19 protein-coding genes are annotated in these 19,955 nt (G+C 64.3%); 9 read left to right on the top strand and 10 right to left on the bottom strand.

The window, feature by feature from the left end; all coding sequences use genetic code 11:
• Positions 1-9: 9 nt before the first annotated feature.
• Entirely contained in the window at positions 10-213 is a 204-nt protein-coding gene (locus tag AB0366_RS24790; protein ID WP_032375705.1) for a heavy metal-associated domain-containing protein, read from the bottom strand.
• Positions 214-616: 403 nt separating this feature from the next.
• Between AB0366_RS24790 and AB0366_RS24785 the strand changes: the two genes are divergently transcribed.
• Positions 617-856, top strand: coding sequence for a DUF4396 domain-containing protein (locus tag AB0366_RS24785; protein ID WP_032375706.1), 240 nt, complete (start codon positions 617-619; stop codon positions 854-856).
• A gap of 147 nt (positions 857-1,003) precedes the next feature.
• Here AB0366_RS24785 and AB0366_RS24780 read toward each other — a convergent pair whose 3' ends face one another.
• From AB0366_RS24780 to AB0366_RS24765, 4 genes are all read right to left on the bottom strand, one after another.
• Positions 1,004-2,293 carry an MFS transporter gene (locus AB0366_RS24780; protein ID WP_032375707.1) on the bottom strand — a complete coding sequence of 430 codons (1,290 nt, stop codon included), beginning with the start codon at positions 2,291-2,293 and terminating at the stop codon, positions 1,004-1,006.
• Positions 2,290-3,369 carry a PLP-dependent cysteine synthase family protein gene (locus tag AB0366_RS24775; protein WP_230558241.1) on the bottom strand — a complete coding sequence of 360 codons (1,080 nt, stop codon included), beginning with the start codon at positions 3,367-3,369 and terminating at the stop codon, positions 2,290-2,292. Before AB0366_RS24775 ends, AB0366_RS24780 begins: the two co-directional genes overlap by 4 nt.
• Before the next feature lie 159 nt (positions 3,370-3,528).
• Positions 3,529-3,948: a hypothetical protein gene (locus AB0366_RS24770; RefSeq protein WP_230593569.1), complete on the bottom strand. Its 420-nt coding sequence runs from the start codon at positions 3,946-3,948 to the stop codon at positions 3,529-3,531.
• Between the two features lie 46 nt (positions 3,949-3,994).
• The gene (locus AB0366_RS24765; protein ID WP_141215005.1) at positions 3,995-4,195 is read right to left on the bottom strand and encodes a hypothetical protein; all 201 of its coding nucleotides are present in this window, start codon (positions 4,193-4,195) and stop codon (positions 3,995-3,997) included.
• A gap of 305 nt (positions 4,196-4,500) precedes the next feature.
• On the opposite strand from AB0366_RS24765, the gene lnt reads away from it, so the two are divergent.
• A complete protein-coding gene (gene lnt / locus AB0366_RS24760) occupies positions 4,501-6,036 on the top strand; it encodes an apolipoprotein N-acyltransferase (protein WP_230595449.1) in 1,536 nt (511 codons plus the stop codon).
• Positions 6,037-6,223: 187 nt separating this feature from the next.
• Entirely contained in the window at positions 6,224-6,985 is a 762-nt protein-coding gene (locus AB0366_RS24755) for a M23 family metallopeptidase (protein WP_176460367.1), read from the top strand.
• Positions 6,986-7,186: 201 nt separating this feature from the next.
• On the opposite strand, the gene AB0366_RS24750 is transcribed toward AB0366_RS24755, so the two are convergent.
• Positions 7,187-8,374: a M23 family metallopeptidase gene (locus AB0366_RS24750; RefSeq protein ID WP_230593571.1), complete on the bottom strand. Its 1,188-nt coding sequence runs from the start codon at positions 8,372-8,374 to the stop codon at positions 7,187-7,189.
• Between the two features lie 457 nt (positions 8,375-8,831).
• Here AB0366_RS24750 and AB0366_RS24745 point away from each other — a divergent pair, with 457 nt between their 5' ends.
• From AB0366_RS24745 to AB0366_RS24730, 4 genes are all read left to right on the top strand, one after another.
• On the top strand, positions 8,832-9,458 hold the full coding sequence (locus AB0366_RS24745; RefSeq protein ID WP_032375710.1) for a TlpA disulfide reductase family protein: 627 nt from the start codon (positions 8,832-8,834) through the stop codon (positions 9,456-9,458).
• Positions 9,459-9,549: 91 nt separating this feature from the next.
• The gene (locus AB0366_RS24740; RefSeq protein WP_045841174.1) at positions 9,550-11,055 is read left to right on the top strand and encodes a multicopper oxidase family protein; all 1,506 of its coding nucleotides are present in this window, start codon (positions 9,550-9,552) and stop codon (positions 11,053-11,055) included.
• A 121-nt stretch (positions 11,056-11,176) separates the two neighbouring features.
• Entirely contained in the window at positions 11,177-11,533 is a 357-nt protein-coding gene (locus AB0366_RS24735) for a BlaI/MecI/CopY family transcriptional regulator (protein ID WP_032375711.1), read from the top strand.
• On the top strand, positions 11,530-12,492 hold the full coding sequence (locus tag AB0366_RS24730; protein ID WP_032375712.1) for a M56 family metallopeptidase: 963 nt from the start codon (positions 11,530-11,532) through the stop codon (positions 12,490-12,492). The genes AB0366_RS24735 and AB0366_RS24730 overlap by 4 nt, the downstream gene beginning before the upstream one ends.
• Before the next feature lie 671 nt (positions 12,493-13,163).
• Here AB0366_RS24730 and AB0366_RS24725 read toward each other — a convergent pair.
• Together AB0366_RS24725 and AB0366_RS24720 are read right to left on the bottom strand one after the other, a co-directional pair.
• Complete coding sequence (locus AB0366_RS24725) at positions 13,164-13,640, bottom strand: rhodanese-like domain-containing protein (protein ID WP_231578189.1); 477 nt, start codon at positions 13,638-13,640, stop codon at positions 13,164-13,166.
• A gap of 17 nt (positions 13,641-13,657) precedes the next feature.
• Positions 13,658-14,953 carry a prolipoprotein diacylglyceryl transferase family protein gene (locus AB0366_RS24720; RefSeq protein ID WP_230595438.1) on the bottom strand — a complete coding sequence of 432 codons (1,296 nt, stop codon included), beginning with the start codon at positions 14,951-14,953 and terminating at the stop codon, positions 13,658-13,660.
• A 314-nt stretch (positions 14,954-15,267) separates the two neighbouring features.
• Here AB0366_RS24720 and AB0366_RS24715 point away from each other — a divergent pair, with 314 nt between their 5' ends.
• Both AB0366_RS24715 and AB0366_RS24710 read left to right on the top strand, forming a co-directional pair.
• Entirely contained in the window at positions 15,268-15,501 is a 234-nt protein-coding gene (locus AB0366_RS24715) for a hypothetical protein (RefSeq protein WP_230593574.1), read from the top strand.
• 1,046 nt (positions 15,502-16,547) lie between these two features.
• A complete protein-coding gene (locus AB0366_RS24710) occupies positions 16,548-18,653 on the top strand; it encodes a heavy metal translocating P-type ATPase (RefSeq protein WP_230593579.1) in 2,106 nt (701 codons plus the stop codon).
• Positions 18,654-18,759: 106 nt separating this feature from the next.
• Here AB0366_RS24710 and AB0366_RS24705 read toward each other — a convergent pair whose 3' ends face one another.
• Together AB0366_RS24705 and AB0366_RS24700 are read right to left on the bottom strand one after the other, a co-directional pair.
• Positions 18,760-19,404 carry a DUF305 domain-containing protein gene (locus AB0366_RS24705; protein WP_008720034.1) on the bottom strand — a complete coding sequence of 215 codons (645 nt, stop codon included), beginning with the start codon at positions 19,402-19,404 and terminating at the stop codon, positions 18,760-18,762.
• Between the two features lie 85 nt (positions 19,405-19,489).
• Positions 19,490-19,912: a DUF6153 family protein gene (locus AB0366_RS24700; RefSeq protein ID WP_027494146.1), complete on the bottom strand. Its 423-nt coding sequence runs from the start codon at positions 19,910-19,912 to the stop codon at positions 19,490-19,492.
• Positions 19,913-19,955: the final 43 nt, after the last annotated feature.

Here is a 19,955-nt window from a genome sequence, read left to right as displayed (position 1 = left end):
TGGTGTCGATCAGGAGGCGAGCTGGTAGCCGGCCTCGTCGACTGCGTGGGCGATGGCCGTCTGCTCGATCGGGGTGTCCGAGTCGATATCGACTCGGCCGCTCGCGAGGTCGACATTCACGGCGGTCACACCGGGGATGCCGCTGATCTCCTCTCGGACCGAGGAGACGCAGTGCCCGCAGGTCATTCCGGTGACGGTGACGGTGGTGTTCATCGATGCCCTTCTTTCTTCGATTCGGAATGTGATCGAGGTCGTCGCGACCCACTTACAGATTTACCATACCCCCCTACGGTATGCAACGAGATGTGCCGCACCGGTGCTACGGCATGACCCTGGGCACTGACCGGAACACCGCCCTCGGATGCGGGAGCGGCACCCAGAATCGAACGTCGCACCAGAGCCTGCATCGGCGGGCGTCCTCGACTCCGGCTACTACGAACGCGGATTACGCGCGCGCAGAGATGCCCACAATCTTCTCGATGATGTCGCTTCCGTCCTTGCCGACGTCGAATCTCGTGCGGACAGAGTGTTCTTTGGGTGATGATCATCGTCATCGCCATACTGGCCACGATCATGCTCTTCGTATACGAGCGTTCGGCCATCACACCGGTAGTCGGTGCGCAGGCAATCCATTCGGCGTTCTGTCCTGGCTGCGGTCGGCGTCGCTGCGTTGACCGTACTGGCGTTCGACCTCGGGATGGGTGGTTGGATGCTGCTGCTGTACTACACCGAGACCATGCCACCGGCCACCGATGCTGCGTTCTGGATGCTCATGCAAATCGGTATCGTCCTCGGGGTGGTCACGGGTTACCCCGTCGTCCGTCGCCTCCAACGTCACCGCAGTACCCCCGCCTGAGGTGTGGGTGGCCCGCATTCGTGTGAATGCGGGCCACCGGTCGGTGGATAGTCGTGAACGGTGCCGCGTCGATACCCTCGTGTTCGGCAATCATCGTCGAGGTCTCGGGTGTGGGCAATGCAGGCCACTTCTCGGCGTGCACTGCCGCTAGCCGGTGGCCGGTACCTCGCCGCTTTCGGTCACCGTGGTCTCGGTGGGGGGTGGGGTGAGCCGGTCGGATCGATCGAGCGCATAGAGAGCGGCCACAGATGCCGCCCCGACCAGGGTCAGTATCGCCCAGATCAGTGCACCCAGATGCGCGTCGCTGAGAAGCCCGAAGACGGCTCCTGTACCCAGGTTGCCGAGCAGGATGCCGACCCCGACGATGGTGTTGTAGAACCCGTAATGGGTGGCCACCAGCTTCCCGCCCGACAGGGTCACCACCGTGTCCATCTCGAACGGAAACACCGCGGCGGTGCCGACCGCCAACAGTGCAGCGGTGAACACCAGGGCACCGGCGGCGGCCCACCCGCCCAGCGCGGCCGGGCTCGGCAGCACGATCAGCGGGAGGAACGCCAGCGCCATGATTGCCATACCGACCACCACGCTTCGCCCCGAACCCCACCTGCGGGACAACCAGGACGTGATCCGGAACTGCCCGGCGATCGCGACCACGCCGGAGACCACGAACAACGAGGTCACCAGAGCGGTGTCGGACCTGCCGTTACCGACTACCACCGCAGCCTGCAGCGGCAGCGCAAGATAGATCTGGAACGAAAGCACGTAGGATCCGATCATCGCCAGCGCGAACAGCACGAAGGGTCGGTTGGCCATCACCACCCGCCAGTCCTCGAGTACCGATGTCGTGGCCCCGGTCGTCTCGGCCCGGTGCGCGGGGAGCGTCCAAATCTGCACGATCGTCAGAACAGCAAAAATCGCGGCCGCTGCCAGTGAGGTGACTCGGAAGTCGAGGGTGGTCAGAGCGAGACCGATCAACGGGCCCAGCAGAATCCCGGCCTGATAGAACACGTTGAACACCGCGAACGCCTCGACCCGCCGTGGCCCTGCGTCGGCGGCCAGATACGCCCGCACGGCCGGGTTGAACAGCGCACCGGCGAACCCGGTCGCGGCCGAGGCGAGCAGGATCGCCGGCAGCGATTCCACGGCCGCGAGCAGTACGAAACCGGCAACTCGCAGCAGGCAGCCGGCGACGATCAGGGGTTTGTATCCGAGGCGGTCGGCGAGGGTGCCGCCGAGCAGGAACATCCCTTGCTGGGAGAAGTTCCGCATCCCCAGCACCAGCCCGACCGCCCACGCCGCCAGGCCCAGGGAACCGGCCAGATACCCGGCCAGGTACGGCATCAGCATGTAGAAACCGACGTTGATGGAGAACTGGTTGACCATCAACACCTGGCTGGGCCGGTCGAAGCTACGGAACTTGGTCAGAAAAGTTTTCATCGAACGCTCTCGGTGGGATCGACGACGGTGGGATCGACGACGGTGGCGCACCGCGTCCACGACGTCACAGTCTCATCGGTGGGGTGGGCGATGGTCGTCGGCTCGGTCGGCGGGTCAACGTCGAGCAGGCCGTGCTCGGTGCAGTAGTCGTCGTTGTAGATGGTGTCGAAGTAGCGCTGCGGTCCGTCGGGGAAGACGGCCGCGACCCGGGTCTCCGGCGGGCTGGTGCGAGCGATCCAGCCGGCCGCGAGGGCGACGGCCCCGACGCTCCAGCCGCCGCTGGCGTGGTGCGTCGCCGCCAGGGTGCGGCACGACCACACCGCTTCGTGCGGGGCCACCCAGTGCACCTCGTCGAAGGCGGGATAGTCGATGTTGTCGGGATAGATGCTCGAACCCAACCCGCGCATGAGCCGAGTGCTGGCGGGTTGCCCGAAGATCGTCGATCCGATGGTGTCGACACCGACCAGTTTCAGGTCGGGGCAGAACTGCCGGAGCACCCGGGCCACCCCGGCGGAGTGCCCTCCGGTGCCCACCGAGCAAACCAAGGTGTCGACGCGTCCGAGCTGGGCGATGAGTTCGTGAGCGAGCGACTCGTACGCCTCGACATTGTCCGGGTTGGTGTACTGATCCGGGCACCACGACCCTGGATGTGTATCGAGGAGCTCACGGACCTTCTCACGCCGGGCCTGCTGCCAGCCGCCGTCGGGGTGCGGTGTGGTGACCAGTTCGACGCGGGCACCGTACGCGGCGAGCATCCGGTGCACGATCGGTTCCAGTCCCGGGTCGGCGACGAGGGTGACGGGGTGGTGATGGGTGATCCCGGCCAGGGCCAGACCCAGGCCGAGGGTTCCGCTGGTGGATTCGATGATCATCGCGCCGGGAGCGAGGTCGCCGCGGGCCTTGGCTTTTTCGACCATGTGCAGCGCGGGGCGGTCTTTCATCCCACCGGGATTGCTGCCTTCGAGTTTCGCCCAGAAGCCGCGGCCGGAGTCCGCGAACGGTTCACCGATCCACAGAACGGGCGTGTTGCCGACCATTGTGCTCGGTTCCGGGCAGTTCTTGGCGGTCGCCAACATGTGGCCGGCGGAGGACGGTGGCACGAGTGTGGAGCGAACAGCACTGTTCATGATGAGTAGTCCCTGTATGTGATCTGCGAGGAGCGCAGTAAGTGAGTGATGGGCAGCACGAACTGGGCCATGAGAGGAGAAGTCCTCGGATGGCCCGCGGGCTGCTGATCAGCACCTGTTGATACAGAGTTCGTTCAAGACGGTTCGGCCGTGCCGGATCGGAATGGGTAGATCCGGTGGGGCTCGCGAAATGCGCGGGGCAGACATCGCCACCAACACCACAGCGAAGGCCATCGCTGCGACCGCGGCGATGGTCGATGGGCGGGGCGGGTTGTCGGATCGGGGCATTGCGATGACGGTGTTCGTATCGTGCGCCATGTGGGGCGATCCGTCGTCGATGTGCGCGTGGTTGGGGGAGAGTTCCGCGGCGGCCTGAGACGAGGACGAAACGATGTGTACGCCGTCGCTGTGATGGTCCTGTTCCCAGGCGATGCCGCATTGAGCGATGGTGTGAGCCAACAAATACAGGACAGCGGCGACTGCGATAACCGTCCGCAGGCGCGGCGGGCCCAGCGCAGAGATTCTCACAACGCCTCGACGGTAGCAGCCGGAAACTGGGTTGGCCCAAACCCATTCAGGGTGCCCCTGATGTGCCGCCGCCGAATCGGGCGGTCACACCGCCCGCCCGCAGGCACCACATGTTTCTGGTCACGTCGAACACGGCCAGGACGATCGGGGCGGTGATCATGATGGCCGCCAGAGCAGATGCACCCGCATATGTCGGCGTGCTGCGGCGCGGTAGAAGCCAGTCTCCATCCCGGGGTCCAGCACGCATCTTGTGCGAGCCGAGGGTGGTCCGTGCACCGGTCGATGCCCGGCCACGAAGGGCACCGCGAAGGACAAAGGGCACAGCGAAGGTGCGCGGTCGATATCCCGGGGTATGCATCGACGTCGCAGAGGCGCGGTGTCGGCGGGGGAGCCGGTCCGGGCTCACCGCTGTTACTACTATCGTGCATAGTAGTAACCGAGGGTGGTCAGGTGGCGCTATGCCGTACATGAGAAAAGAGCCATGCAGGCATGCTCGATATCGAGTCCAGCGCAACAACAGTGAACCGTCACCGACGAACCCGACGTCGCCGTGTGTTCACCGCGATAGCAGGCAGGTCATCGTGTGCGGTATCTGCTGGTGTGCTGTTGTACGCGGGCTTTCCACCTCGGTCGCTGTGGTTCCTCGCGCCGTTGGGTGTCGGGGTTCTTGTTCTCGTCATCCGCGGCCGTTCCATCCGGGCGGCGTTCTTCTACGGGTATCTGTCGGGATTGGCGTTCTTTCTGCCTCTGCTGCCCTGGGTGGGTGTCTACGTCGGTGCCCCGCCGTGGCTGGCGCTCGCGGCGATCCAAGCGATAGCAGTGGCACTGTTCTGCGCTGCAGCGGCCGCAGTGTCCGGGTTGCGCTTCGAACCGCTGTGGATCGCCGCGATCTGGACCGCCACCGAAGGTCTGCGCGCACGGATTCCGTTCGGGGGATTTCCGTGGGGGAAACTAGCTTTCGCCCAAGCAGACGGCCCTCTGCTCTCGCTTGCCGCGTTCGCCGGTGCGCCCGGTGTATCTTTTGCAGTCGCAGTGATCGGCGCGGCACTGGCCAGTGTGGTCCGCCAGGTACGCCCGCCGACGCCGCGATTCGCAGTCGGGTCGGTGGCCACTGTGGTGATCGTGCCGGCTCTGGCTTTCGCGCTCACTCCCGCTGACGATGCAGGCGCAGCGCGTGCGACGGTCGCCGTTGTTCAAGGCAACGTTCCGCGGTCGGGTCTGGACTTCAACTCGCAACGTCGAGCAGTTCTCGACAATCACATCGAGCGAACAATGCAGCTCGGGGACGACATCACCGCCGGCAGGGTGCCCGCTCCCGACCTGGTGATCTGGCCGGAGAATGCATCCGATATCGACCCACTGCGCAACGCCGACGCCACTGCCGGGATCGACGCTGCAGCGCGGTCGGTCGGGGTGCCGATTCTGGTCGGAGCTGTGCTCGGTAACGACGACGGCACCTCGATGAATACCTCGATCGTGTGGGATCCGGTACTCGGACCGGGGGAGCGACACGACAAACGCAAACTTGTTCCTTTCGGAGAGTATCTCCCGATGCGATCTGTGATGACGAGGTTGTCCTCCTACGCCTCGCAGGCCGGTAACTTCGTTCCCGGGTCGGGCGACGGTGTCGTCGATATCGCCGGAATTCCGACGGCCGTCGCCACCTGTTACGAGGTCGCGTTCGACGAGCTGGTCACCGACTCCGTGCGTGCGGGGGCGCAGCTGATCACGGTCCCCACCAACAATGCGACGTTCGGGCGCACCGATATGACCTACCAGCAGTTGGCGATGTCGCGGCTGCGGGCGGTCGAGCACAACAGGACTGTTCTCGTTGCGGCGACCAGTGGGGTCAGTGCCGTCATCGACCCACAGGGGAAGGTCGCAGATCGTTCGGGCTTGTTCGCTGCGCAGACGTTGGTCGCTGATGTTGCCCTGGAAACGAGATCGACGTGGGCGACAAAGCTGGGACCGCTTCCGGAGTACGCCGCGGTCGTTCTTGCTGTCGTGGGGTGTGCTCTCGCATGGAGAAGGCAGCGTTCGCCGGCCGATGGTCTCCGACCGTCGACGTCCGGTGCTACCGCGCTGTGAGGCACGAAACCACTGCGGGGGACATCGAACTACTAACCATGATAGTAATTACCCCACTCGTCGTGTATCTTTTCGTTATCGCGTCGTGATCCGTTCGATACATCAGTGAGGTGCGCACGTCGATGATTACGCCTCGCTCCATTCGATTACCGAGGACTCTGCTGTGGCACAACACCGTATGACCCGCATGACCGACCGACGTCGACAGTTGTCGGACTGTGACGTGCCGGGAGTGGCGGTGACGCCGAGAGGGCGGCATCGCGCTCGGGCGCGCGCCACCGAGCGCCGCGGCAGTGTCGCTGTCGGTATTGCGGTGGCAGCGGGCGCTCTGGTCACGGCGGGTGCCCAATATGCGAGTCCCGCCCAGGCGCAGGCAGTCCCCGTGCACGAAGCGACACCGATGCAGGACCCGGTGGCCGAATACTTGCCTCAGATCCTCGCCATACCGGAGATCTCCAATATCAACGATGCGATCGAGCAGTTGGCGAAGGGGCAACGAAGGGCAGAGGAGAGCGCTGCGCGTGATGCAGCGGCGCTGCGACCACTGTTCGTTCGTCCGGTCGCCGGGACCCTGACCTCGGATTTCGGTCCACGATGGGGGACTACGCACACCGGGCTCGACATCGCCAACGCTATCGGAACTCCCGTCTACGCGGCAGCCGACGCTACCGTGCTCGACTCCGGTCCTGCAGACGGTTTCGGCCTCTGGGTACGTCTTCAGCATGACGATGGAACGACAACGGTCTACGGGCACATCGATCAAACCTTGGTGACCGTGGGGCAACGAGTGCAAGCCGGTGAGCAGATCGCCACTGTCGGCAATCGTGGCCAATCGACCGGGCCTCACCTGCATTTCGAGGTCGTCGACGCGGCGGGGAGCAAGGTCGATCCTCAGGAGTGGCTCGCCTCTCGGGGTGTCGCGCTGTCCGACGCGGCTGTTCGGTCGTAGGCCCCCGTTTCACCTCTCGGGCTCGCAGTAGGTACGGCGAACTTACCGGAATGCGGGCGATCGTACTGCGCGCCCGCTGAACATGTCGAGGCACCGAGGGTTCAGGTCTGATGGTGAAAACGAGACCGCAGAGACGCATCCGAAGTCAGTGCAACAGTGCGGAATTCGTTCCCATCGGCGGGCCGTGCGGTCGAGGCTCGACTACGAGTCACGGTCCGAACCGGTGATGGTGGCTCCGCGTTCCGCGAGCCAAAGTCTGGGGTCGACCTTGTTGCCGGCGGGTGTGTCGACCTCGAAGTGCAGATGTGGACCGGTGGAGATACCCCGGTTTCCTACCGTCGCAATTTCTTCACCAGCAGTGACGCGTTGACCTACGGTCACGAGGTTGTCGTTGTTGTGCCCGTAGGTCGTTACGGTGCCGTCATCGTGGCGTATGCGCACCCAGAGTCCGAAGCCCTGGGCCGGTCCTGCGCTGATCACGTCGCCGTCCGCAACGGCGACGATCGGTGTACCGGTGGAGTTGGCGATGTCGATTCCTTGATGGGCGCGGCCGTCGCCGAAGGTCGAGGTCAACGTTCCTGTTGTCGGCGCACGATACTTTCCGTTGCTCGACCCTGTTGTGCCGGTAGGGGATTGCGGGGCGGCCGACGGATGATCGCCCGCCTCGGGTGTCGTGGTTTCGGGTGTCGTTGTTTCAGATGACGTGCCGGGTGCCGACGTTTCAGGCACAGTGGCGTCGGGTTCGAGCGCGGGCAGTTCGGGCGTCGACGGGTCGGCGGCCGACTCGGGGTCCTGAGTGTCCTGAGTGTCCTGAGTGTCCTGGGTGCCTTGGGCGGTCGGTTGTTCGGTCGAGGGCTCGGCGTTCGACCTGCCGGGTGGGACCGCCGCATGTCCGCGCGACGAGGTGTGCGGGGTGGCCGGATCGTGGGGAGTCTCGGCGGCCGCGAGTGTGGATGCAAGTGTGGCGACGTCCATCGACGACACCAGTCGGGGGAGAACTGTGGGGTCGATGTCGTCGATCGGCGCGAGACAGGGGATCAGTCGCGAAAGGGCTCCCGTTGGTCCGTCAGCTGTATCGGTGGCTCCGATCGTGCCCACGAGGCAGGAGACGATGCGGCTCTGTGGGCCGGCCAGGTCGTCGAGAGCGCCGTTGGCGCGAATCTCGCGTAGTGCGCCGACGACGAGATCGAGGACCTCCTGTTGGACGTGCGGGTCCGATTGGGCCTGCGCGGGGAAGGCAGGCGGCGGCGCAGCCGGATCGGCGTCCGGGGCTGCAGACGCCGTGGGTGCCAGCGCGAGGATGCCTCCCACGAACGCGGTACCGACGAGGATGCGAGTACCCCACCGAGTTCGGTGCGCCATGTACGAGGACGAGGGCAGAGGTCTCATGTCGGTGGTCCTCCTGGACGGCAACTGCATACCTGGCAGTAATTCAGGTCGCCTTCGAGTCAAGGCGACACGCCGCATCACTATTACACCCTTTCCGCACAAGCACCATCAGTCACAGTGAATTACATCGGTAACATTCGCACCCTGCGACCCATTTCGATCGTCGGGTTGTTTCTCGGGAGCCGAAGTTCATGTACGTAATATCTTCTGCGCCAGAAGGACTCGGCGTCGCTGGACGGCCTTCATCGTGCGCCTCGATGGGGACGGTCGTCTTCGGCGAACGGCCGGAGAGCTGTGTGCTGGCACTGTGAGGCCCGAGGGTGAAGGGGCCGCGAAAGCGTTGACGGCGTGCAGGATCCACGTTGCTACTATCGAAGATAGTAGATCGTGTAGTATGACGCTGACAGACCGGAAGACATCGTCGAGGTGAACGAGACAGAGGTGCAGGGTGCAGCGGGTGACGACACGCTGGTCCCTACTTGCGATCATCGTCATCGTGACAGTTGTTGGAGCGCTGGCATTGTGGTCTCGAGATCCCTCGACCCAGTCGGTGGGGTCCGCAGGATCGGCACCTCACGTCGAGGACGAGGATCTCCCGTCGGCAGTGATCGCTACCCGTGCTGCCCTCGAGCCGTGCCCGACCTCGTCGCCGGTTCCGTCCCCCGTAACTGGCGAGCTCGTCGGTACGTCCGCACGATGCTTGGGAACGTCGGACTTATCCGATCTGGGGACCTCCCTGGCTGGGCAACCCACATTGCTCAATGTCTGGGCGTCGTGGTGCGGTCCGTGTAGACAGGAGATTCCGGTTCTGGCCCAGTACGCCGCAGAACCGGATGCGGTTCGGGTCGTCGGTCTCAACGTCCAAGACGATGCCGATGCGGCATTGAGCCTGCTCACCGAGCTGGGAGTGCACTATCCCTCGTTCGATCAGGCCGACGCGGCGTTGCAGACACTTGACGCGCCCCCTGTCCTGCCCCTGAGTTTCTTGGTCCAGAGCGATGGAACGATCGAGCGCATCACCTCGACGCCGGTGTTCTACGACCCGAGTCAGGTGCGGGAGGCGGTAACAGCGCTTGTGCGCTGATCTCAGCACGAGCACGAGCACGAGCACCAGCACCAGCAACGCGGCGAGGATCGAACGCCCGCCGGCGGACGGACTTCTACAGAATTGGGAGATGTGTATGACCAGGCAGCGGGCAGGTGCGTTCTCGCTCACGCGCCGCAACTTTCTCGCGCTGAGCGCGGCCGGAACGAGTGCCGTCGTGTTGGCGGCATGCGGCAATGGCTCGTCCGCAGCGACAGTTGTCGGACCGGACTCCGATGTGGTGGGACAGGCCGAGGACGCGCGGCGCTCGGCCGTCGGCAGACAAGTCGATATTTCCTTGAGAGCTCAGTCGAGCACGATCGACCTCGGCGGAGTGCAGGTACAGACCTGGACTTTCGGCGACAGACTCCCCGGTGCCGAGATTCGCCTGAGCCGAGGTGATGTGTTGCGCGCACAGCTCGACAACCGCCTCGAGCAGGAGACGACGATCCATTGGCACGGAATCGCCTTGCGCAACGACATGGACGGAGTGCCGGGCCTGACTCAGCCGGCTGTGGCTTCCGGTGACTCGTTCGGCTACGACTTCACCGTGCCCGACGCGGGCACGTACTTCTTTCACCCTCACGTCGGTACCCAACTCGACAGAGGACTGTATGCACCGCTGATCGTCGAGGACCCCGCCGACGGCTCGGACTACGACCTCGAAGCCGTCCTGGTCCTGGACGACTGGCTCGACGGGGTAGCCGGCGACCCCGATCGAGAACTCGAACGGCTGCGCAGCGAGGGCATGTCGATGGGCGGCATGTCGATGAGCGCGCCCACCGCCCAGTCGCCTCTCGGTGGCGACACCGGCGACGTGAGCTACCCGTACTACCTGATCAACGGCAAGATCGCCGCCGACCCCATCGTGCTCGGCGGACGGCCGGGCCAGCGGCTGCGCCTGCGCATCATCAACGCAGCTGCCGACACGGCCTTCCGTTTCGCAGTGGGGGGGCATCCTCTCACTGTTACTCACAGCGACGGATTTCCGGTTCAGCCCGAGCAGGCGCAATGCTTGTTGATAGGGATGGGAGAGCGTTACGACGCAATCATCACCTTGCAGGACGGGGCGTTTCCGATTGTCGCCGCCGCGGAAGGTAAGGACGGGAGCGGGTTCGCTGTGTTGCGTACCGGGCCAGGCGCCGCGCCGCAGTCCTCAGTCCGGCCTGCCGAACTCTCTGCAGCCCCGGTGATGGCTGATCAACTGATGTCGCTCGATACGGTCCGCTTGTCCGCACGCGAGCCGGATCGCACGTACGACATCGCTCTCGGGATGGAGATGGGCGGGTACACCTGGACGCTCAACGGTGAGACGTACGAGCAGCACACCCCCCTCGACGTTCGCGAAGGCGAAAGAGTACGACTTCGCTTCGTCAACGCCACCACGATGTTTCATCCCATGCATCTGCACGGACACACCTTCGAGGTTGTCAACGGTGCCGGATCAGGCCCCCGGAAGGACACCTCGCTGGTCTTGCCGAACCAAACTGTCGAAGTCGACTTCGACACCGACAATCCCGGCCAGTGGCTTCTGCACTGCCACAACCTCTATCACGGGGAAGCGGGAATGATGACATCGGTGTCCTACCTGGCGTGAGCCTACGGCCGCATTCGTATTCGAGGCATGCAAACCTCTCGGACCAGGGTGCTCGCTACCGAAGGATCACGTGGCTGGCTCGTTCGACGGGATAGAGTGAACACGCGCCTAGGAGGCACTCATGCAGGGTTTGGGAGAGCTCGAAGCTCTGGTGATGGACGTGGTGTGGAATACCAGCGCCGCAGTCCGGGTTCGTGATGTCATCGATCAACTCGAGGACGGTCGAGAACCGGCGTACACCACGATTCAGACGGTGCTCGACAATTTGCACCGTAAAGGCTGGGTACACCGACAACGCAACGGACGGGCATATTGGTACGAAGCCACCCGAAGCAGGGAAGAAGCCGCCTCCGACGCCTTGCGAATACTTCTCGAATCGACCGGCGACCCGACGAGCGTGCTGCTGCACTTCGCCCGCGGCGCTTCCGATGACGAATCGAAGGTGCTCACCCGCGGTCTGAAAGAGCGTCAGAGGTGACTGCCGTACTCCTGTGGGCCCTCGGTGGGCTGTTGGTTGCGGCTGCCGCGCCATTGCTGATGAGGTCGATGATCGACAGAGGTATCGATGCGCACGTCACGCTCTTGACGTGGTCGGCGCTCGTTGTGGGCACCTTGGTCAGCATTGCGGTACCGGTCGTGCTCAGTGCGATCCCCAGTCATGGGGGCGTGACGACCCTGGTCGACATCGCACACCAATGCTGGCTCGCCCTTCAGGGCGACATACCTGCCCGCGTCGAGGCCATCGTCGGGGTTGTCGGGATTGCGATGTTGGGCTGCGGCGCAGTCCGCTGGATCGTCCACCTGAGGCGCGCAGTGTGTGAGCGACGGCGAGTGTACGAGCGGCACATCGATCTGCTGCGCATCATCGCTGGAGGCGTCGGGTTTTCCGGTTCGAATCAACCCGCGTCGACCTTGTGGCTTCCGTTGGACAGTCCTCTCGCGTACAGCGTCGCGGGACGACCGGCGATGGTCGTGGCCAGCGAGGGGCTGCGTACGCAGTTGACGCCTGCTGAAGTCGAGGCGGTCCTCGCACACGAACGTGCACACATCGATGGCCGGCATCATCTGCTCGTAGGCATTGCCGAGTCGGTGGCCTATGCGTTTCCGTGGCTACCGATCATGCGAGCGTCACCTTCGCTCGTGCGCGCTCTGGTCGAACTCGACGCGGACGCCCGCGCAGCCCGCTCGCACGGACGAGACCCCGTGCGGCGCGCTCTGACTTCGCTGCGCCCGCACCCTGTTCCTCTGCCCGCCCTCGGTATGGTTTCCGATGCCACCGTTGTGCGGCTCGATCGTCTCGCCGTGGACCGAGTGATCCCGCATGCTCCCCTCCGGTGGGCGCGGGCGTTCGTAGCGTGCACCGCCGTTGCCCTGCCTGCGTTACCAGTAGTGGCCCTGCTGGGGGCCATGACGTTGGCATCCTGCGCGGTGGGATGAAATGCCCCGCGCGGCACTACAGATCACGGGAGCGAGTCCGCAATACTCGCCCCTCGGCTTTCGGGTGCGGGAAGCGATCATCATGAGACCGACGAGCGCGAGGACCATCGCCATCGGATAGCCGACCGCGAGATCCTGCCATCCGGCGCTCGGAAGAAACCGAAGCTGCCCGAGATGAATTACGACGTGGGTCGCACCGATCACGACACCCGCCATCAGGGACCACCCAACCCCGACCTTGACGGCGGCGCTCACGCTTGTACGCCTCGGTGTAGGGGCCGCCCGCGTCTTCCGACGACCGGCCGTCTCGTTCTTCGCCTGACATCGCGCGCTGCCAGCACGTCCATACGTTGTCGATCGTGAGCGAGTCGGCCGACGGAGCCGAACCACCGCCGAGGAGAAGGCAACCTGGGGCGAGGGCACGCCTGCGCTGGTAGCACTGAGGGTGACAGCGGGCGAGGTTCTGATTCGCCGGTACAGGCCGGGGCCCGTTCGACGTCGTTTGCGCCCGCTGGCAAACCGATAGGTTCACTTCCCGGCAGTAGCGGGACCATCGGCGAAGTGTCCGGTCCCGACCTGGTAAACCCTGACCAAGACGATCTCGGCATTCGATTTCACCGGATCGGTTCTGGTGCTCGACCTTCGGGGGCGGTGGTGCGGAACGTGCGTGATCATTCTCCGATGGTTCGTCCGGTGTTTCGCCACGCGAGCATGCCGCCTTGTAGTTCGACGACATCGGTGTAGCCGAGAGAGGCCAGTTCTTTCGCAGCGGTGGCGCTCATTGTCCCGGTACGGCAGTAGATCGCCAGCGGCGTGGTCCGGTCGGGCGGCAACGTCGCGGCCTGTTGTCGGATCTGGTCGAAGGGAAGGCTCGAGTCGGTTCCCGGGAGCTGGCCCTCGTCGGGGGTATGGACGTTGATCGTGACTCGGGCGGGATCGGCGATTGCGGCGGCGAAGTCAGCGGGATCGAGCAGTTCCGCCCGTGTAGCAACGGGCATCGACGCGGTGGGCTCAGAGACCTCGCCGCCGGTACATCCAGCGAGTGCAAGGACGAGGACAGTCAGTATCGATGCCGGACTACGGAGCGTCGATCGGGACACCGAATGCGGTGCCATCGCATCGAGGTGATCACCGAAAGGCACACGCATAAAAATACGTTCGGTGATCACGAGAGCACCTGCGACGCTGCGAGGACGCCGATGAGGACCGCGCAGCAGATGAGCGAGACAGTGAGTCGGCCTCGACGAGTGTGCGCGTCCACTCGAAACAGAAACAGGCCTTGCCGGACCAATGTGTATGCGGCAATACTCCCCAGGAAGACCAGCCCTCCGACGGGAAGGTCGACCTGAAGTACCGCGGCGAGCGCAACTCCCGCGATCAACAGGGCTGCAGCGGCCTCGTAGAGCTGAACCGGAATCCTCCTCGTCGCCAGGGTGCGATCGGACGAAAACAGGCCCCACCGAGATCGAGTCGGACGCCCCGAACAGCAGCCCGCCAAGAAGCATCCCGGACGACCGATCGCCATGCCGAGAAACAATCCCGGGGTGGTTGCATCCAGGACTGCGCCGACGTCCATACCCCCGAGTGCTCCGCCGATGACCAAGGTGCCGAGCGAAACGAGGAGGAAGCCTTGTATGCACGCTCCTGCGCGGATGAAAGTAGATATCGGTCGACGGTGCAAGATCAAGTACCAAACCTTGGCACCGATATATCCCAAAACGCAACTCAGAGCTGAAATTGCAACAGCAGCAGCAACATTGGCATCCATGCGTGAGAGCAGGAATCCCTGAACAATCAATGCAACCACCGCTCCCGCGGCTACCAACGCCGGCCAACTCCACACCCGCACAGCGGGACCGTATGTCAGTAGCGCAGTGCGCGCGGTGAGCACAGAGTTCTGCTGCCGTTCGCTACTGTCTGCGCCCCCGTCGATGCGTCGCGCACTCACCTCCCACTCCCCGCTGGCAATGCCCTGAATACGGGTGGTCGCGGCGAACCGGCCTCCAGCGGCAGGACGTGATTTCACGACCAGAGTCCGATCGAAACCGACCTTCTCGGTCGATGCATGGCCCTCGACTTCCACCCGCGATCCAGTGAAGCGAATCGCCACGTCGTGGCTGGGCTCGGCATCGGCCCCGCCGACACCCCAGTACGTCACCGCAAGCCCCAGCGGCTCGACCTGGGAAATCTCATCGGTACAACTGGTGGCTGGTGAGCGCTTGGGTGCGTAACTCTGCGGTGCGGGCGCAACAGCTTCAGGCGTGCGGGCACGTGGGCGCTCCGGCGGCGCTGCAGTATCGATCGTCGGTTCTGCGGCCTGGGCCGACGCTCGCGGTGGGGTAGTGGAGTCCGGCGCGAAAGCCCGGGCGACAGTGGGATGGAGTGCACCGCTGCCGGGCGAGTGGCCCCTGCTTCGAAGATAATCGGCGGCGGCGACGCTGACCGCAGAATGTGGGGCCACCGCTGAGAGGGGATGCCTTGGCTGGGGCTCAGTACGTATGGCACCGGGGTGGGGAGCCGGTGGGCCGCCCCCGAATCGTGTCGCCGTGGTTCGTCGTTTGTGCGCTTTCGATCGCGACTTGCTGGATTTCTTTCCCACAGGTTGCCTCCATCATCGCCTGTCCGGGCGACGGCGTCTCGACAGCAGTCAACTACTATGCTCGATAGTAGCTGAACTACTAAGCGTTATAGTAGGAGCTGCGGGATGACCACACTCCGCAGGTCAGCAGGTGGCTGGTGCGAGAGTGAGGAGCAGCAATGATGAATATGGGCACCATGAGTGGCGGATGGACGATGATGGCAGGAATGGCCGCGTTCTGGCTGGTCGTGATCGCTCTGTTGATCTGGGGTGCGGTTCGGCTGATGTCCGCTCGCCCGCAATCGGGGGAGGACGCGCAGGAAATCCTCGATCGTAGATTCGCGGCCGGGGAGATAGATCGAGATTTCTATCGCGCAGCGGTCGCAGAATTGGCGACCGCTGCGCTGCGCAAGCGTGCCGACACTCGGTAAAGAGCAACTGCGGTGTGACGGGCAGGCATTTTCACCGCATGTGACCGAGTTTGCGGACTGGATATGTCGGTGCGCGCCGGCTGGCCGGTAGGGCAGGGCTCGCCCGGGGCCGGTGAGCGGCAACTGTCGGCGCGTTCGAAGGCGCACCGAAACGATCAGATCGAAAGTGGAACCGAACGTGAGTGATACACCCATCTACGACTTACTCAACGCTACATCGGCGGCGCCGCAGCCCCATGGTGAACGAGACAGTATCGCTCCACCGTCCGATCTGCGGCGTCAGCGATCGACCGAACGAGCAGTTCCGCGATCTTCGAGAGTCGACACGCGGGCTCGCCATGCGCGCCGTGACACGGCGTAATTCGCCCTGCCCTGCCTCCAGTCGGTGAGAAGACTCGTAACGGAAATCGCAGCGAACGCCGATGATCCACGCGCGTGTGCAGGTACGCCCGTCGCTGTAAGGCTCAGCTGTGCCGCGGATGCATGCGCCCCTTGACCGAATCGGTATCGACATCCATGCCCGTCCGTGAGCATGACAGCGACCGCGGGTGCACCTGGTGGCCAGCCGACTGGCGCTCACGCGTTGACAACACCCTGACGGTTCTTCCCAATGGGATCAGGAAGGGGTATGGTTCGACTTGATCAACATATACCCCTATGGGGTATATGTTGTCCGAGATGTCGAAAGCTACGCATGATCATCACGCACTGTCAGTTACGCCGGTATTGATGTACGGCCACTGTGAGCCGTCGGTCCGCAACGACGTCAACGCCGTGATCGGAATGGACACTGTCGCGTTATCGGCGGCGGCAGGGACATTCACGGTCACCAGTGCAGCCGCGCTCGTCCAGGCGCAGATCATTGTCGCCCTCGACGCCGAATGCACAGCCGAACCAGAACCCACGAGTTCATGGGATGAATGGATATCGAACTCGATGGATGAGAGGACTGCACGATGAACGATCACACACACTCCGACGTCGACTCCGCGCGGACGGATCCGCCGAACAGACTGCAGCACAGCGGGCATGAAGAAGGACCCGAAATGCACACGGACGGGGCAGAGAAGGCGACTCCGCAGTCGGACCACGACACCGGCGGGCACAACGCAGAGCACGGCGGGCACACCGGTCACGGTGATCACGTCGGTATGTTTCGTCGCCTGTTCTGGGTCATGCTGGTCCTTGCCGTTCCGGTGATCGTTGCCTCGAACATGTTCGCGATGCTCCTCGGCTACTCATTGCCCGACGCAGCGTGGATTGCCTGGGTCTCTCCGGTGTTCGGAACGGTGATGTACGCCTGGGGCGGGTCTCCGTTCCTCTCCGGAGCAGTCAGCGAAATCCGTTCCCGTGCACCGGGAATGATGCTGCTCATCGCCCTGGCGATTACCGTCGCATTCATTGCGTCGATGGGAGCGAGCCTCGGCCTGCTCGATCATCAGCTCGACTTCTGGTGGGAACTGGCCCTGCTGATCGTGATCATGCTGCTCGGGCACTGGATCGAGATGAGATCACTCGCCCAGACCACCTCCGCTCTGGACTCGTTGGCGGCGTTGCTCCCGGATGTCGCCGAACGCGTCGAGGGCGACGATGTGGTGCCGGTGCCCCCGTCCGAGCTGCAGCTCGGTGATGTCGTTGTCGTCCGCCCCGGCGGCCGCGTACCGGCGGACGGCACCATCGTCTCCGGATCGGCGAGCATGGACGAATCGATGATCACCGGGGAATCACGCACCGTCCGCCGCAGCGACGGCGATCAAGTCGTCGCCGGCACTGTCGCCACCGACTCAGGTCTGCGCGTCCAGGTCACTGCAGTAGGGGAGGACACCGCCCTCGCCGGCATCGGCCGCTTGGTCGCCGACGCCCAGAACTCGACCTCGCGCGCTCAGCGCATCGCGGACACCGCCGCTGGCTGGCTGTTCTGGTTCGCTCTCGGTGCCGCGATCATCACCGCTGCGGTGTGGACTCTGGTCGGGATGCCCGACGACGCCGTCATCCGCACCATCACCGTGCTGGTCATCGCCTGCCCGCACGCACTCGGACTGGCGATTCCGCTGGTGGTCTCCATCGCCACCGAACGCGCCGCCCGCGGCGGTGTTCTGGTCAAGGACCGGCTCGCACTCGAAACCATGCGCACGGTGGACACCGTGCTGTTCGACAAGACCGGGACCCTCACCAAGGGTGAACCCACCGTCACCGCAGTCGAGGTGACCGGCGGGCGCACCGCCGACAACGTTCTCGCGCTGGCCGCTGCCGCAGAAGCAGATTCCGAACATCCACTCGCCCGTGCCATCGTCGAGGCCGCACGCGCGCGGAACCTGACGGTCCCGGCTGCAGCCGGCTTTCAGTCGTCCCCCGCCGTCGGGGTCGCAGCCGACGTCGACGGCGTCCGGATCCAGGTCGGCGGGCCGGCACTGCTCGAGCAGGAACACGGATCCGAACTCGCTGTCGCCGACCGGTGGCGCGGGGACGGGGCGATCATCCTGCACGTCCTCGCCGACGGGGCCGTGATCGGTGCCCTCGCGCTCGCCGATGAGATCCGGTCCGAGTCACGCACTGCGGTAGACGCGCTGCACGCGCGAGGAATCGCGGTCGTGATGATCACCGGTGATGCCGACGCCGTCGCGAAGTCCGTCGCCACCGAGCTCGGTGTGGACCGCTACTTCGCCGGGGTGAAACCGGAAGACAAGTCGCACAACGTCGCTGAACTCCAGAGCGAAGGCCGTACGGTGGCGATGGTCGGCGACGGAGTCAACGACGCCCCGGCTCTGGCGCAGGCCGATGTCGGTATCGCGATCGGGGCCGGCACCGACGTCGCAATCGCATCGGCCGGAGTGATCCTCGCCAGCGACGACCCGAGGTCGGTGTTGTCGGTGATCGAACTCTCGCGCGCCTCGTACCGAAAGATGAAGCAAAACCTCTGGTGGGCAGCGGGATACAACCTCATCTCGGTTCCGCTCGCGGCAGGAGTGCTCGCGCCGGTCGGGTTCGTGCTGCCGATGTCGATCGGCGCGATCCTGATGTCGCTGTCGACGATCATCGTCGCTGCGAACGCACAATTACTGCGTCGACTCGACCTCACACCCGACACCATCACCGGAGCGGTGAACGAGGGGAGTTCCAACCCTCCGTCGCAGCGCACACCGTCACTGTGAGAGCTGATCTCGTACCGGGAACGCAGCCCTGACAATTGTGGAACGTTGATGGCCGCACCTTCTCCGCCGGAGAGGATGCGGCCATCGTTGTCTATAGCGGGCCGGGTCAGCCGAGCAGCCGCTGCATGGTGTCGATTTCCTGCTGCTGGGTGGCGACGATGGTGCGGGCCATCTCCAGGGCGTCAGGATTGGAACCGTCTGCGATTTCGGTGTTGGCCATCTCGATGGCGCCGGTGTGGTGGGCGATCATCATCGTCAACCACTGGCGGTCGAATTCCGGTCCCGACGCTGCCATCAACGCGTCCATGTCCTGAGCGGTCATCATGCCGCTGCCGGAGCTGTGGTCCATCCCGCCCATGTCACCCATGTCACCCATGTCACCCCTGTCCATGTCGGGCATGGGCTGGCCCCACTCGGTGAGCCAGGTGGTCATCTGGTCCATCTCGGGCTGTTGCGCGGCGGCGATCGCCGATGCCAGCGACAGCACCTCCGGGTTGTCGGTGCGGCCGTTCGCCATGTCGGCCATCTCGACTGCTTGGGCGTGATGCGGGTACATCATCTGCGCGAACATCACGTCGGCATCGTTGAACTCTGCGGACGCGCTTGCTTGGGCCGAGGACATCGGTGCCGAGGACATCGATCCCATCGCATGGCCGTCCATCGACGAATCGGCCGCGTTGTCGCTACAGCCGACGACGAGGAACGCGCTCGCGGCGGCAGCAGCGATCGAGGCAATGACTTTGGTACGCATGAGGAAACTCCTTGCAAGAGTGGGTAGTGCAGAGAATTGGATGTCGTTCGATCCGCCGACAGACACGCGTCTGCCGGGCTCCCTGTCACACTCGCAAGGTCACCGATCTGTCCAACTCCCATAACGTCCACGGCGGCGCACGCTCAAGCGTGGAGTCGGCCCGTCCAATGATCCGGTTCACCGATGTCGGCGCCAGGTCGAGGGCTGCGCTCATCGCCGGGACCGTCAGCGCGGGCCACGACACCGTCGTGCCGACGCAGGGATGCATCATCTGGTGCCCCGACGGGCAGTCATGTTCCCCGGTCATCACCGGAACCGTGGCGTCCGTGTGGGACGGTGCTGCGAACGAGGCATGGCCGCCGCTCATCGATGTGGACATCGAGCCGGTCACGGGCATCGACATCGGTGTCACCGAATGCATCAACAGGACACCGAACACCGTCAGTGCAATCAGTAAAGCTGCCGTCGGAGCTGTGCCCCGTCGACCGTGCCGATTCACTGAGTGCATGCGGCCGATGATACCAACATATACCCCCTGGGGGTACGCCTGT

Source organism: Rhodococcus sp. NPDC076796 (genome assembly GCF_040702765.1).
Lineage (GTDB): Bacteria > Actinomycetota > Actinomycetes > Mycobacteriales > Mycobacteriaceae > Rhodococcoides.
Note: the sequence above shows the minus strand (reverse complement) of the source record. Positions and strands in the feature narration are given on the sequence as shown.